This window comes from Mycolicibacterium wolinskyi (assembly GCF_002101965.1).
GTDB lineage: Bacteria > Actinomycetota > Actinomycetes > Mycobacteriales > Mycobacteriaceae > Mycobacterium > Mycobacterium wolinskyi.
In genome coordinates, this window is the sequence record NZ_LQQA01000031.1 from 92618 (window position 1) to 105576 (window position 12959).

The following is a 12959-nucleotide window of genomic DNA, read 5'->3' on the forward strand; positions in this document are numbered from 1 at the left end:
CATTCCTGCCACCGAGCGGTGGAACCCAGCCCGGGTGCAGCCCAGCACCATAGCGACATCGGCTGCGCCCAGGTCGTGGGTTCGCCGCTGTGAACGCATCGCGCCGAACATATCGACAGCAATGTGCGCCAGATGTTCATTTGACCACGGATTCGATAGTGATCAATATAGACGTATGTCGAATTCGTCTCCAGCCACCCAGGCCGAGGCTTGTTGCCCTCCTGGCGCGCTTCTGCGAGAACCACTGTCGGCCCCCGCGGCGGCGGATATCGCAGTCAAGCTCAAGGCACTGGCCGATCCGGTGCGGCTGCAGTTGTTCTCCGCGGTCGCAAGCCATGCCGGCGGCGAGGCGTGTGTCTGTGACATCTCCGTTGGCTTGGATGTTTCGCAGCCGACCGTCTCGCATCACCTCAAGGTGCTGCGCGATGCCGGGCTGCTGACCTCAGAGCGCAGAGCGTCGTGGGTGTACTACGCCGTGGTTCCCGAGGCGCTGGCCAGCCTGTCCGTGCTGCTCGGTGCGGTGAGCGACAACGCGGAGGTCTCGGCATGACAAGCACCGCCACCACTCCCGCGCAGGCGGTCGTCGGCAAGCTCTCGACCCTCGACCGGTTCCTGCCCGTGTGGATCGGCGCTGCGATGATCATCGGCCTGCTCTTGGGACGCTGGGTTCCTGGACTGAACACGTCGCTGGAACGCATTGAGATCGACGGGGTTTCGTTGCCCATCGCGCTGGGCCTGCTCATCATGATGTACCCGGTTCTTGCGAAGGTCCGCTACGACCGCCTCGACACCGTGACCGGCGACCGCAAACTCCTGTTGTCGTCCTTGGTGTTGAACTGGGTGCTCGGTCCGGCCCTGATGTTCGCACTCGCCTGGCTGCTGCTGCCCGACCTACCCGAGTACCGCACCGGCCTGATCATCGTCGGTTTGGCGCGTTGCATCGCGATGGTCATCATCTGGAACGACCTGGCATGCGGGGATCGCGAAGCCGCTGCCGTGCTGGTCGCACTGAACTCGATCTTCCAGGTCGCCATGTTCGCCGTCCTCGGCTGGTTCTACCTGTCGGTGCTGCCGGGTTGGCTCGGCCTGGAGCAGACGACCATCGACACCTCACCGTGGCAGATCGCCAAGTCGGTTCTGATCTTTCTCGGCATCCCGCTGGTCGCCGGGTACCTATCGCGGCGCATCGGGGAGAAATCGAAGGGCCGCGAGTGGTACGAGTCCACATTCCTGCCCCGGATCGGGCCCTGGGCGCTCTACGGCCTGCTGTTCACCATCGTGATTCTCTTTGCCCTGCAGGGAGATCAGATCACCAACAACCCGTGGGACGTCGTCCGCATCGCGCTGCCCTTGTTGGCCTACTTCGCGCTCATGTGGGGCGGGGGCTACCTACTCGGCACCGTGCTCGGTCTGGGCTACGAACGCACCACCACGCTGGCCTTCACAGCCGCAGGAAACAACTTCGAACTCGCGATCGCCGTCGCCATCGCGACGTACGGCGCCACCTCCGGGCAAGCGCTGGCCGGCGTCGTCGGCCCCCTCATCGAGGTACCCGTCCTCGTCGCCCTCGTCTATGTGTCCCTGGCGCTGCGCAAACGATTCACGTCCACTCAACCGCAACGGAGTACGCCATGACCGACAGCCCGGTAACCCACCAGTTGCGCGACGACCTGTCCATCGATCAGCGCGTGGCGTTGAAGACCGCCGCAGGCCGTCTCCGAGGCGAGTTCGACGGCACGTTCGGCACCGAGACAATCGAACGGTTCCTGCACTCGTCCTACGATCAATTCGCTGGCCGGGCCAGCATCCCGCACTTCCTGCCGCTGCTGGCTGAACGGTTCGCCCGCCAACGCCTTCACGCGCTTGCCCGGGTCGAAGGAAAGATCACCGACGCCAAACCCACCGTGCTGTTCTTGTGCACCCACAACGCCGGCCGATCACAGATGGCCCTGGGCTTCCTCACTCACCTGGCCGGCGACGACGCCGTCGCCTGGTCGGGCGGCTCCGAACCCGGCAACGAGATCAACCCTGCGGCGATCGCCGCCATGCACGAGGTCGGCATCGACATCACAGGCGAGTACCCCAAACCGTGGACCGACGAGATCGTGCAGGCCGCCGACGTCGTCGTCACCATGGGCTGCGGCGATGCCTGCCCCATCTTCCCCGGTAAGCGCTACGAGAACTGGGAGCTCCCGGATCCGGCCGGCCAGGGCCTGGAAGCCGTTCGGCCGATCCGCGACGACATCGAGGAACGCGTTCGCCGGCTGTTGGCCGACCTGAATGTCCCGGTCGGCCGATAGCAATGCGGGGCAGCAGAACATGACTGACACGTCGGTGTTGTTCGTCTGCGTGAGCAACGCGGGAAAATCGGTGATGGCAGCCGGTCTCATGAGGCAGATCGTCGCACCGAACATCCGCGTGGCCTCAGCGGGAACCCACGCCAAGACCACCGTCAACGAGATCTCCGCGCGGGCACTGGCCGAAGTGGGAGTCGACATCAGCGACCATCGGCCCACCCAACTCACCGAGCAGCTGATCGACGACGCTGATCTGGTCGTCGTAGTCGGCAACCAAGCCCACGTCAACAACCGTCCCGGCAGTGTTGTCCAACGTTGGGATACCGATGAACCCTCGCGGCGCGGCATCGAAGGCATCGATCGTATGCGCATCATCCGCGACGACATCGCCGATCGGGTCCGCACGCTCGTCGCCGAGCTAAACGGTCGGCGCCCGGAATAGCACCCACAATTTCCTTGCGAGCACAGGCATCATGGAGGCATGGGCCATGAAGTGAAAACCGTGGAAGAGCTGCGTGCCATCGTCGGGCACCCCAACAAGTACGTTGCCAACAAGGTCACCAAGCAACTCTCCGCGGTACAGCAGGATTGGCTGGCCGCTTCCCCGCTGTGCTTCATCGCGACCACCGACGACCAGGGCCGCGTCGACGTCTCCCCCAAGGGTGACCCACCGGGATTCGCGCAGGTGATCGACGACACCACGATCGCCATCCCCGAACGGCCGGGCAACAAGCGCGTCGACGGCTATCTCAACGTGCTGCAACGTCCGCACGTCGGCACGGTGTTCGTCATCCCGGGCCGCGGCGACACGCTGCGCATCAACGGGACCGCGCGGATCCTCTCCGATGCGGACTATTTCGACGCCATGGCGGTCGGCGGCAAGCGGCCGATCCTGGCGTTGGAGATCGCCGTCGAGGAGGTGTTCTGGCACTGCGCCAAGGCTTTTCTGCGGTCGGACACCTGGAAGCCCGAGACGTGGAATCCGACGGCTGTCCCGTCGGTCGCACAGCTGGCCAAGGCTTTCAAGCCCGACCTCAGCCAGGCCGAGCTCGACGCCTACTACACCGAGGACAGCATGCGAAAGATGCTGTACTGAGGGTTCGTCACACCGCCTTCACCAGAACCGCTCGGGTGTAGAGCAATTGGAACCCGCGCCGCTGCACGTTCTGCTGTGACTTCGAACCGGGCGCCGTGGTGACGACGGCGATGTCGCAGCCCGCGGCGGCAGCATCCGCCAGCCGCGCCGCCAGGAGGGCGGTCTGCACACCGCGCCGACGATAGGCCGGTACGGTTGCGGCACCGCACAACTGGGCGATGCCGTCGGTGAACCGCACGGCGCCGCCACCGGCCACCGTCCCATCGACGACCGCGATATACGGTGCGGCTCCGGCCTTTTCCATGTCGAGTTCGGCCCGCTCGATGACGTCGCGGGGAAATTCCTCATGGCTCGGCACACCCTCGGCGTCCGGATGCGCGAAGCCGTCGACCACCACGTCGACCCAGGCCGCGACATCGGCGGCGCGCCGGACCTCGAGGCCCGCGGGAGCCGGTAGGTCTTCCGCACCGACCGGCCGGCCGAGTACGTTTTCGAAACCGGCGAGCCGATAGCCGCGCCCGGTCAGCAGTCCGGCGACTTCCGGGTCTGCGAGATTGGACAGTTCGACCTGGGTTGCCGCGCCCCGGCCGGCCAGTGCGCGCTCGATCTCGCCGAGCACCGCTTCGTCCGGCACCCCGTCGAAGCCGAGCCCGACCACCTTGTTCATCGGGGAACCAGCGTCGGCGAAGCACGCGAAGCCGCCGGCCACCGGCAGCACCAAGCCCTCCGCGCCACGGCCTCTGGCCGCTTCCGTGGCGGCGACGATGAGTTGTGCCTCAGCACGTTCGATGCGACGGGCCAGGGTCGTACCGCAAAACAGTTGCTCGGCATCCACGCTCGACATTGTGCCCACCGCAACTGTCACCGAAACGTCAGGGTCACCGCACGCGCCGACCCATATGGTGGAACCCATGCAGATCGGGCGCCGGGAGACGGTGGCGATAACCGTCGGGGCGACGCTGGTGGTCGCGGCGTTCGTGGTGCCCCACCTCGATCTCGGCATCGTCACGCCGCTGATCAACAGCACACCCGGCCAGATCTACAGTTTCGCCGACACCGCACCGATCTTCGGGTGGTGGAACACACATGTCGGCTGGGGTACCGTGCCGGCCGTCCTCATCGGCGCGGCGACGGTGTGGTGGGGACAGACGGTGGCACAGCGGTTGCCATGGCGGACTTTGACATTGGCGACGTGGGCGACATCGTGTGCCTGGGCGTTCTCGCTGGCGATGATCGACGGCTGGCAGCGGGGATTCGCCGGCCGCCTGACTGCTCGCCACGAGTACCTGCGGCAGGTACCGACGGTCACCGACATACCCGCGGCGGTACGGACGTTCTCGAGCAGAATCCTGGATTTCCAGCCGGATTCGTGGATAACCCACGTATCGGGTCACCCTCCGGGCGCGCTGCTGACGTTCGTCTGGCTCGACCGGATCGGGCTGGGCGGTGGGGCCTGGGCCGGATTGTTGTGTCTGCTGGTCGGTTCCAGCGCGGCCGCGGCGATCATCGTGGCGGTCCGCGCATTGACCGACGAACACATCGCGAGACTGGCTGCGCCGTTCGTCGCGGTGGCACCGACGGCGATCTGGATCGCGGTGTCGGCCGACGGCTACTTCGCCGGGGTGGCCGCCTGGGGTATTGCCCTGTTGGCGCTCGCGGTCAGTGGTTCGACGCGGTGGACGACGGCGACCGCCGTCGGATCCGGGCTGCTGCTCGGGTGGGGCATATTCCTCAATTACGGCCTGGTGCTCATGGCACTGCCCGCGCTCGCAGTGCTCGTGACCGCCGCCGATTGGCGGGCAGCGCTCCGCGCGCTCATCCCGGCCGTCCTCGCGGCGCTCGCGGTCGTGGCCGTGTTCGTCGTCGCAGGTTTCTGGTGGTTCGACGGCTACACCCTGGTCCAGGAACGCTACTGGCAGGGCATCGCCAACGACCGGCCGTTCCAGTACTGGTCGTGGGCGAACCTGGCCTCGGTGGTGTGTGCCATCGGCCTTGGCAGCGTGGCCGGTATCGGCCGGGTTGTCGACATCACAGCGATCCGCCGGCGGTCGGGTCTGGTGGTCTTGCTGATCAGCGCGTTGCTGGCCATTGCGTTCGCCGATCTCAGCATGCTCAGCAAGGCGGAAACCGAACGGATTTGGCTTCCCTTCACCATCTGGCTCACCGCCGCGGGGGCGCTGCTGCCGCCGCGGTCACACCGCGGGTGGTTGGCGCTCAACGTCATCGGCGCGCTCGTGCTCAACCACGTCATCCTGACGAACTGGTAACCGGCGCGTCGCCGCGTAGTAAGCGGGCACGCACAGCCAGACCACTGCCAACGAGATCCACAGCCCGAGTGGGTAGTCGCGGTCGAGCACTGTCGGATTGTCCGGGCGCAGACCCGGCTTGCCGTACACGGGGATGGCCAAGAGCACAAGCACCACACTGCACAACCCGGCCACCGCGACCGGGGACTGCCAACCGACCGGCAGTAGGCGTCGGCCGGCCAGTCCGAGCGCAGCACATAGCGGAGCGAACACCAGATCGTGCACCGCCACACCGACCACTGCCCACACCAGGATCCGCGTGATGACCACCGGCGGGTTGTCCCACAGCAGCACCGCACCGTAACCGGCGACGGCGATGCCGGTCAGGCCCAGCACAATCCGCGTCGCGATCACCCCACCACCTCGATCCGTGACAGCCATTTGGTCTGTAACACGCCGGGCCGGGTCGGGGCGATCAGCCGGCACGGGTAGCCGTGGTCGAGATCGAGGGTCTCACCGTTGAGCCGCAACGCAATCAGCGTCTGCCTGTCGCGGGCATGACGGGCCGGAAGCGTCGTGCGGGAGTACGGTCCCGGTGGCTCAAGGGAGATCATCCGGACGTCGCTGTCGGATGAAGCCCCTACCGCGGCGACGAGATCGGCCAGCGCGACGCCGGTCCATTCGGCGTCCGCGCTCCACCCTTCCACGCACGCGATCGGCAACCGATGTGTGGCCTGCGGCATCGCACGGAGGTCATCGACGGTGAACTCGCGTTTGACCGGACCGTTGGTGACGGTCAGCCGGTACTGCGGTGAGCGGGCGCTGCGTACGACGCCGGCGGCGGCTGCCGAACGGTTCACCGGGACACCCTGGGGCCCTTGGCCGGAACGCGGCGCGAGTACGGAAACGCGGCGCAGCAGCGGAATCGTCTGGCCCGCAGTCGCCACGGTCGCGAGCGTCACCGCCAGCCAGGTGCCACGCAGCACGGTGCGCCTCGTGGGGCCGGTGAGTTGAGCGGTGGGCCCCTCGTCGAGCGGTTCCCCGAGGGCGCGTCGGATCACCGGAAGTTTGACTGCGATGTGTACCAGGACGGCACCTGCGGCCACGTAGGCCATCGCGTAATGACTGGTGGTGAAGAAGAATTCGAACGCGTACCACTGCGCGGTGTTCAGCAGGCCGGTCGACAGCTGAAACAGCATCGAACCCACCAGCACGAGGATGGATGCCCGCTCGAGTTGCCGAACCGGTCCGCCGATCAGTGGGCGTTCGAACAGCTTGGGCCACACCGACCACAGCTTGACCACGATGAGCGGGATGGCCGCGATGCCCGAGATGACATGCAGGCCTTGTGTGAAGCGGTACAGCCCGACCGGGCGGGTTGGCCAGTAGAACCATGGTTGTGGATGTTGGATGAAGTGGCTGATGAGCCCGGTCACGAAACACACGGCCACCGCGACACCCAATGCGACGCCGACCCGGGCGGTGACCGCGGTGCCACGCAGCGTGGTCACCGCGCCACCAGGCTCGCGATGACACGGTCGCCGATCGGGTGGACACCTCCGAGCACCAGGCCCACGTCGGCCGCGATGCGGGCCGCACAGTCCAGCCCCACCGAAGCCCACCGGAACCACGGCCCGACGGACCGGACGGTCTCCAACCGCACCCAGCAGGACTCGATTCCGGTTGTCGCCGGGTCGAATTCGGCCAGGCATTCGCCGCCGCGGCGCAGCAGCTCACCCGCCCGTTGCAGTACGCGCCACGGATCGCCGCCCAACCCGACATTGCCGTCCGCGAGCAGCGCGGTGTGCCAGCGCCCGGTTCCCGGCAGCGGCCCGAACAGGTCGCGGCACAGCACCGGAGCGCCGCTGCTGCGGGCCATCGCGACAGCGGCGGCCGACTGGTCGACGCCCAAGGCGGGCACGCCGCGCCGCACCAGGCCGGCGACCAGGCGCCCTGGGCCGCAACCCAAGTCGATGGTCGGCCCGGTGCACAGGTTCACGATGGCGCGGTCGAAGTGGAGATCGGTGTGTGCCCCGCCCAGCCAGCGGTGCACGGGCAACCGCTGCATCCGGCCGTCGTCGTGGCGTATCCAGCACTGCTCGCCGTCGAGCGCCTGGTCGTAGAGGTGGCCGTGCACGTCACACCCCTGCCGCACGGGTGGCGCAGGAGAATCGGCTGTCCGGCGCGCAGGCGTTGCGCACCACGTCGATATCCGCGAGCGTGTCGACGTCTGCGAGTTCGGGGACAAGGTTCACGGCTATCCCAGTGCCGCGTAACGCGGCGAGCGTTACAGCCCCGGTGTCCGGACGCGACATCGGCACCGTCCCGAGGCACGCAGCCGTCGTCGCCTCGTGCACACCCAGCACCCACCACCCGCCGTCGAACGCCATACCGAGTACCGCATCGGTATCCATCAACGCCTGTGCACAGTCGGCGAGCAGCCCGGCGCTGACCTGCGGGGTGTCCATACCGATCTGCAGCACGGGGACTCCGGGACATGCGGCGTCCTCGTGGGCATGGACCAACCGCTCGGCGAAGCCGTCGCCGCGTTGCGCGACGACGATGAAATCATCCAGCCGCCTTTTGATTTCGCCTTCCCGGCGAGCCTGTCCCAGGTCGCCGGTCAACGCCACCATGCGCCGCGATACCGGCGCACGCGCCACCGCGTCGAGCGTGTCGAGCAGTGCAGCCGCCGCGATGTCGGCGGCCGCCTCGGCACCCACGCCCGCCGCCAACCTGGTCTTGGCCACCCCGGGAACCGGAGCCTTTGCCACGACCAGAATGGTGACCGGCAGAGTCATATGGCCCGCCAAAAGTCCAGCGCGGCAATGAGACTGCCACGTATCGAACCGCTCACCTTCGACTTGCCGCCGGTGCGGGGACCGTACGCGACATCCAGTTCGACCACCTGCCAGCGGGCTTGAGCCGCCCGCACCAGCAACTCCAGCGGGTACCCCGACCTGCGATCGGTCACGCCGAGGCTCAGCAGCGCATCGCGGCGGGCCACCCGCATCGGCGCGATGTCGTGCACCGGCAGGTGGTACCGCTGCCGCAGCCGCCAGCAGACCGCGGCCGTCCCGAGCCGGGCATGCCAGGGCCAGCGCAGTCCACGTACCGCCCGGCGGCGGCCGATCACCAGGTCCGCACCGCGGTCGAGTTCGGCGACCAACGCGGGCAACTCCCCCGGGTCGAGCGATCCGTCCGCGTCCAGGACAGCCACGATCGGCGTCGTCGCCGCGACCACGCCGGCGTGCACTGCCGATCCGTAGCCGGGCCGGGGTTCGGACACCACTGCAGCACCGTGTCGCCGGGCCACGGCCGCGGTGTCGTCGATGCTGTTGTTGTCGACCACGAGAGCCTGATACCCGCTGGGTATGGCGGCCAACACCCCGGGAAGCGACTGCTCCTCGTCGAGGCAGGGCAGCACGACGGTCACCTGGGCCGGTTGGCGGGCCATGTCAGCGACCGTAAGCCGCAACCCGCGCCGGGCACCATGGGCAAGCGGTGACGAAACCGTGACACCGGCGCTGGTAGCGGCCCCGCGCGGCTAGCCTCGATGGTTATGACCCGCGTGCTGATCGCCGACGACGACACCGTCGTGCGCGATGTCGTGCGCCGGTACCTGGAGCGTGACGGCCTGGACGTCTCGATCGCCGAGGACGGTACCGAGGCGTTGCGGTTGCTCGGCAGCGAGCGCATCGACGTCGCGGTGCTCGACGTGATGATGCCCGGGTCGGACGGGCTGTCGCTGTGCCGCGAACTCCGCAGGCACGGCGACTACAGCATGCCGGTGATCCTACTGACCGCGCTCGGCGAGGAGGACGACCGCATCGCCGGCCTCGAAGCCGGTGCCGACGACTATCTGACCAAACCGTTCAGCCCGCGTGAGCTGGCGTTGCGGGTTCGGTCGGTGCTGCGCCGGACGACGGGTTCGACCGCGCCTGTGCCGATGGAACTCGCGGTGGGCGAGCTCAACGTGTCGACGGCGGCCCGCTCGGTCACCGTGGGCGGGGAAGCGATCAACCTGACCAACCGCGAGTTCGATCTGCTGGTGTTCTTCCTGACGCACACCGACACCGTGTTCACCCGCGAAGACCTGCTCAAGCGCGTGTGGCGGTGGGACTTCGGCGATCTGTCCACCGTCACCGTCCACGTCAAACGGCTGCGCGCCAAGCTCGGCGACCACCACCGGGTGCAGACGGTGTGGGGCCGGGGCTATCTGTGGAGCAGCCCGTGACCGACTTCTGGGAGATCGTCGGGTGGGCGCTGGCGTGTTCGGTTCCGGTGGTCGTGGCCGGGGCGATCATCATCCGGCTGGCGCGGACCTGGTCGCTTGCCGTCAGCATGGTGGCGCTCGTGTTGATCCCGACGCTGGCGACGTTCGCCGGTGTCATCGGCGCCAGCGGCTTCATGATCACCGAGAACTTCGAGCGGATCGCCGTAGTGCTCGTGATCGTGTCGGTGGTGACTATCCCAGCGGCCGTCATGCTGGCCCGCTATCAGGCCCGGCGCACGGTGTGGGAGCAGGAGATCCGCGATTCGGAACGAGCCGCCGAACAGTCGCGGCGCCGGCTGGTCGCGTTCGTCAGCCATGATCTGCGCACGCCGCTTGCCGGCATCCGTGCGGTGTCCGAGGCCATCGCCGACGGCGTCGTCACCGACGACGAGGTCCGCATCCAAGCGAAACACATTGAGCAGGAATCGATCCGGCTGTCCGAAATGGTCGACGACCTGTTCGAGATGTCGAAGATCAACGCCGGCGCGGTCCAGCCCACACGCGAGCAGGTGGCCCTCGACGAGGTGGTCGACGATGTGTTGGCCGCCCACCGGATACCGGCGCAGCGCGCGGGCGTTCAGTTGACCGCCGGGCTGCCCGACAGCGCGGTCCATGTCTTCGGAAGCGACCGCGCCCTGGTTCGGGTGCTGTCGAATCTCGTGGCCAATGCGATCGCACACACTCCGGAGGGCGGCAGTGTCACCCTGACCGTGGGATCCGACGACGGCACGGCATGGGCCCGGGTCGACGACACCGGTGTCGGCATCGACGAGGCCGACCTGCCACGGGTTTTCGATGTGGCCTACCGCGGTTCGAACGGCCGTGTGCCGCGCGCGGATTCGTCGCTGCCCAGCGGGTCGGGGCTGGGTCTGGCGATCGCCGCGGGCCTGGTACACGCACACGGCGGATCACTGTCGGCCCGCAATCTCGACACCGGTGCGCGGTTCGAGGTGCGGCTGCCCTTGGCGGCTTAGCGTTCGCTTCGCGCGCTCACATCGCGCGCGTCAGTCGGGCAATGAGTTGCTCAGCCGCTCGGTCGCGGCCAGGTAGTCCTCGATGAACTCGCGCACGACCTCACGAGCCGGCTTGACCTTGTTCATCAGACCCACACCCTGGCCGACGAAGTAGGTGGCCAGCGCCTGCGCTCCCGGATGCCCTTGTGCGGCAAGCACGTCGACGCGCCGGATCACCGGTTCGGCCAACATGTTCTGCAGCGGCAGCGGCAACGGTTGGCGCCCGCCCTGGTTCGGCAGCCAGGCGTCGGTCCATTCCGAAACGAGCTGGCGCGCAGGTTTTCCGGTGCGCCCCGCCGAACGCACGGTGTCGCGGGACGTGGCGGCCAGCATCTTCTGCACCGTGTGCGGCGCGGTCTCGGCCTCCTCGGTGGTCAGCCACACCGATCCGGTCCACGCCCCGGCAGCGCCCAGCGCCACCGCTGCCGCCATCTGCCTGCCGGTGACGATGCCGCCCGCGGCCAGTACCGGCACCGCGCCGTCGATGGCCTCGATCACTTCGGGGATCAGCACCATCGTCGTCACCTCGCCGCAGTGCCCACCGGCCTCGGTGCCCTGCGCGATGATGAGGTCGACACCGGCCTGCACCTGTTTGACGGCGTGCTCACGCGCACCCACGAGGGCCGCGACCGGAACCCCGTGCTCACGACCGGCTTCGATCATGTAATCCGGCGGCACCCCGAGTGCGTTGGCGATCAGCTTGATCGGATGGCTCATCGCCACCTGCAACAGTTCGGCGCCGGTGTCGCCGGACAGCATCGACCCACCCGTCCGCTGCTTGGCCTCCGGTTCGATGCCGTGGTCGACGAGCAGTTGGGTGACGAACTCGCGGTACTCGGCGGGAATCCGGTCGACGAGCTCGCCGCGAGACAGGTTCTCCCCTTTGCCTTCGAACTTCGCCGGCACGATGATGTCGGCGCCGTACGGCTTGCCACCGACCTGCTCGTCGATCCAGGACAACTCCCGGTCGAGTTGTTCGGGGGTGTAGGCGGTGGCGCCGAGGACACCGAAGCCACCGGCATTCGTCACCGCGGCCACCACATCACGGCAATGGCTGAAGGCAAAGAGCGGAAAGTCGATACCGAACTGCTCACAGATCGCGGGTTTCACCCCGTCAGTATCGACCGTATTCGTTCATCGAGACGCGAGTACGTATTCGGTTTTTTATCGACGTCGTCGCGGAACCGGCGGCCGCGTGGATTCAAGGTTTCGCTTGATCGCCACACTCGCCGTGAGCAGGAACTTGGCGATGTCGTCCACCCGGTGAATGAGCCGGGAGGTGGGGCCAGAAACATTGATGACGGCAACCAGTGTGTCGTTGCGGTCGCGGACCGGGGTGCTCACCGAGGTCAGCCCGATCTCAAGCTCTTCGCTGGCGACCGCATAGCCCCGGCCACGCTCGATGCGCAGCCTTTCGAGCAGCTCGTCGAGATCCTTCGGCGCTCCGCGCGTGGAGATCGGACTCGTGAGATCGTCGGCGGTGAGGTCGGCCACCAAGGCGTCGTCGCTGTCGAACAACAACGCCCGTCCTGAAGCAGAGCAGTGCATCGGCGAACTGCGTCCGACCCATCCCCCTGCCCGGAGCGACTGGTGCGACTCTTCCCGCAAGACCGTCAGCGATCTGTTGCCTTGCTGCACGGATAGCAGCGCCACTTCGCTGGTCCGTGCGACCAGCGTCTGCAGGACTGGCCGGGCGGCCCGCAGCAGAGGCGTGTCTCCCGCGCCCGCGGCGAGGACCAGCAGCGCCCAGCCCAGTCGGTAGGCCTTCGACTCTGCGTTCTGCTCGACGAGCCCGCCCCTTTCGAGGGCTTTGAGCATCCGCGAGACCTGACTGCGCTCACGTCCGACAGCGCGGGCGAGGTCACTGACGGTGTGCTCGACGTTGGGTCCGTCACCGTGACCGAACGCGCGTATCAGGGCCGCCACTCTCTCCGGGCCCGAGTCACTCATACGAGTAAACACCTGTTGCTCTCACAACAACAACATTCTGACCCCAAGCGTGAAATACCGCAGATAACCAAGTCTCAGTGT

The 12959-nt window shown here is 67.3% G+C and carries 16 protein-coding genes; 8 read left to right on the forward strand and 8 right to left on the reverse strand.

The genetic code is table 11. The features are described from left to right. Positions 1–175 precede the first annotated feature (175 nt). Genes AWC31_RS27935 through AWC31_RS27955 form a run of 5 tightly spaced genes read left to right on the forward strand, consistent with a single transcriptional unit; the run spans position 176 to position 3393 of the window. Entirely contained in the window at positions 176–550 is a 375-nt protein-coding gene (locus tag AWC31_RS27935) for an ArsR/SmtB family transcription factor (RefSeq protein ID WP_085147512.1), read from the forward strand. Beyond that, the gene (gene arsB / locus AWC31_RS27940) at positions 547–1635 is read left to right on the forward strand and encodes an ACR3 family arsenite efflux transporter (protein WP_067848985.1); all 1089 of its coding nucleotides are present in this window, start codon (positions 547–549) and stop codon (positions 1633–1635) included. Before AWC31_RS27935 ends, arsB begins: the two co-directional genes overlap by 4 nt. Then, positions 1632–2300 (forward strand): arsenate reductase ArsC, encoded by a 669-nt coding sequence (locus AWC31_RS27945; RefSeq protein WP_085147515.1) that lies wholly within the window; start codon positions 1632–1634, stop codon positions 2298–2300. Before arsB ends, AWC31_RS27945 begins: the two co-directional genes overlap by 4 nt. 19 nt (positions 2301–2319) lie before the next feature. Beyond that, positions 2320–2739, forward strand: coding sequence for an arsenate-mycothiol transferase ArsC (locus AWC31_RS27950; protein WP_085147799.1), 420 nt, complete (start codon positions 2320–2322; stop codon positions 2737–2739). Between the two features lie 39 nt (positions 2740–2778). Continuing rightward, on the forward strand, positions 2779–3393 hold the full coding sequence (locus AWC31_RS27955) for a pyridoxamine 5'-phosphate oxidase family protein (RefSeq protein WP_085147517.1): 615 nt from the start codon (positions 2779–2781) through the stop codon (positions 3391–3393). 7 nt (positions 3394–3400) lie between these two features. On the opposite strand, the gene AWC31_RS27960 is transcribed toward AWC31_RS27955, so the two are convergent. Further along, on the reverse strand, positions 3401–4228 hold the full coding sequence (locus AWC31_RS27960; protein WP_234790832.1) for a GNAT family N-acetyltransferase: 828 nt from the start codon (positions 4226–4228) through the stop codon (positions 3401–3403). Between the two features lie 76 nt (positions 4229–4304). Between AWC31_RS27960 and AWC31_RS27965 the strand changes: the two genes are divergently transcribed. Continuing rightward, positions 4305–5660, forward strand: coding sequence for a hypothetical protein (locus AWC31_RS27965; RefSeq protein WP_085147801.1), 1356 nt, complete (start codon positions 4305–4307; stop codon positions 5658–5660). Here the strand turns inward: AWC31_RS27965 and AWC31_RS27970 are convergent. From AWC31_RS27970 to AWC31_RS27990, 5 genes are read right to left on the reverse strand one after another with little or no spacing between them, the layout of a single operon-like run. Next, a complete protein-coding gene (locus tag AWC31_RS27970; RefSeq protein WP_165766068.1) occupies positions 5586–6053 on the reverse strand; it encodes a hypothetical protein in 468 nt (155 codons plus the stop codon). The genes AWC31_RS27965 and AWC31_RS27970 overlap by 75 nt on opposite strands. Next, entirely contained in the window at positions 6050–7141 is a 1092-nt protein-coding gene (locus AWC31_RS27975) for a molybdopterin-dependent oxidoreductase (protein ID WP_085147803.1), read from the reverse strand. Before AWC31_RS27975 ends, AWC31_RS27970 begins: the two co-directional genes overlap by 4 nt. Positions 7142–7146: 5 nt before the next feature. Next, the gene (locus tag AWC31_RS27980) at positions 7147–7776 is read right to left on the reverse strand and encodes a class I SAM-dependent methyltransferase (protein WP_085147519.1); all 630 of its coding nucleotides are present in this window, start codon (positions 7774–7776) and stop codon (positions 7147–7149) included. Position 7777: 1 nt separating this feature from the next. Next, complete coding sequence (locus AWC31_RS27985) at positions 7778–8440, reverse strand: TIGR04282 family arsenosugar biosynthesis glycosyltransferase (RefSeq protein ID WP_085147521.1); 663 nt, start codon at positions 8438–8440, stop codon at positions 7778–7780. Further along, positions 8437–9096, reverse strand: coding sequence for a glycosyltransferase family 2 protein (locus tag AWC31_RS27990; protein WP_085147523.1), 660 nt, complete (start codon positions 9094–9096; stop codon positions 8437–8439). Before AWC31_RS27990 ends, AWC31_RS27985 begins: the two co-directional genes overlap by 4 nt. A 105-nt stretch (positions 9097–9201) precedes the next feature. Between AWC31_RS27990 and AWC31_RS27995 the strand changes: the two genes are divergently transcribed. Further along, entirely contained in the window at positions 9202–9876 is a 675-nt protein-coding gene (locus tag AWC31_RS27995; RefSeq protein WP_085147525.1) for a response regulator transcription factor, read from the forward strand. Then, positions 9873–10889 (forward strand): sensor histidine kinase, encoded by a 1017-nt coding sequence (locus AWC31_RS28000; protein WP_085147805.1) that lies wholly within the window; start codon positions 9873–9875, stop codon positions 10887–10889. Before AWC31_RS27995 ends, AWC31_RS28000 begins: the two co-directional genes overlap by 4 nt. 30 nt (positions 10890–10919) lie before the next feature. Here AWC31_RS28000 and AWC31_RS28005 read toward each other — a convergent pair whose 3' ends face one another. Together AWC31_RS28005 and AWC31_RS28010 are read right to left on the reverse strand one after the other, a co-directional pair. After that, a complete protein-coding gene (locus AWC31_RS28005) occupies positions 10920–12038 on the reverse strand; it encodes an NAD(P)H-dependent flavin oxidoreductase (RefSeq protein WP_085147527.1) in 1119 nt (372 codons plus the stop codon). A gap of 54 nt (positions 12039–12092) precedes the next feature. Continuing rightward, positions 12093–12878, reverse strand: a complete 786-nt coding sequence (locus AWC31_RS28010) for an IclR family transcriptional regulator (RefSeq protein WP_085147529.1) — start codon at positions 12876–12878, stop codon at positions 12093–12095. Positions 12879–12959: the final 81 nt, after the last annotated feature.

Excerpts from the sequence above, each read along its gene's own strand:
- AWC31_RS27935 (WP_085147512.1), top strand. The coding sequence starts at position 176 with ATGTCGAATTCGTCTCCAGCCACCCAGGCCGAGGCTTGTTGCCCTCCT.
- AWC31_RS27950 (WP_085147799.1), top strand. The coding sequence starts at position 2,320 with ATGACTGACACGTCGGTGTTGTTCGTCTGCGTGAGCAACGCGGGAAAA.
- AWC31_RS27985 (WP_085147521.1), bottom strand. The coding sequence starts at position 8,440 with ATGACTCTGCCGGTCACCATTCTGGTCGTGGCAAAGGCTCCGGTTCCC.
- AWC31_RS27995 (WP_085147525.1), top strand. The coding sequence starts at position 9,202 with ATGACCCGCGTGCTGATCGCCGACGACGACACCGTCGTGCGCGATGTC.
- AWC31_RS28010 (WP_085147529.1), bottom strand. The coding sequence starts at position 12,878 with ATGAGTGACTCGGGCCCGGAGAGAGTGGCGGCCCTGATACGCGCGTTC.
- AWC31_RS27990 (WP_085147523.1), bottom strand. The coding sequence starts at position 9,096 with ATGGCCCGCCAACCGGCCCAGGTGACCGTCGTGCTGCCCTGCCTCGAC.
- AWC31_RS27945 (WP_085147515.1), top strand. The coding sequence starts at position 1,632 with ATGACCGACAGCCCGGTAACCCACCAGTTGCGCGACGACCTGTCCATC.
- arsB (WP_067848985.1), top strand. The coding sequence starts at position 547 with ATGACAAGCACCGCCACCACTCCCGCGCAGGCGGTCGTCGGCAAGCTC.
- AWC31_RS27955 (WP_085147517.1), top strand. The coding sequence starts at position 2,779 with ATGGGCCATGAAGTGAAAACCGTGGAAGAGCTGCGTGCCATCGTCGGG.
- AWC31_RS27965 (WP_085147801.1), top strand. The coding sequence starts at position 4,305 with ATGCAGATCGGGCGCCGGGAGACGGTGGCGATAACCGTCGGGGCGACG.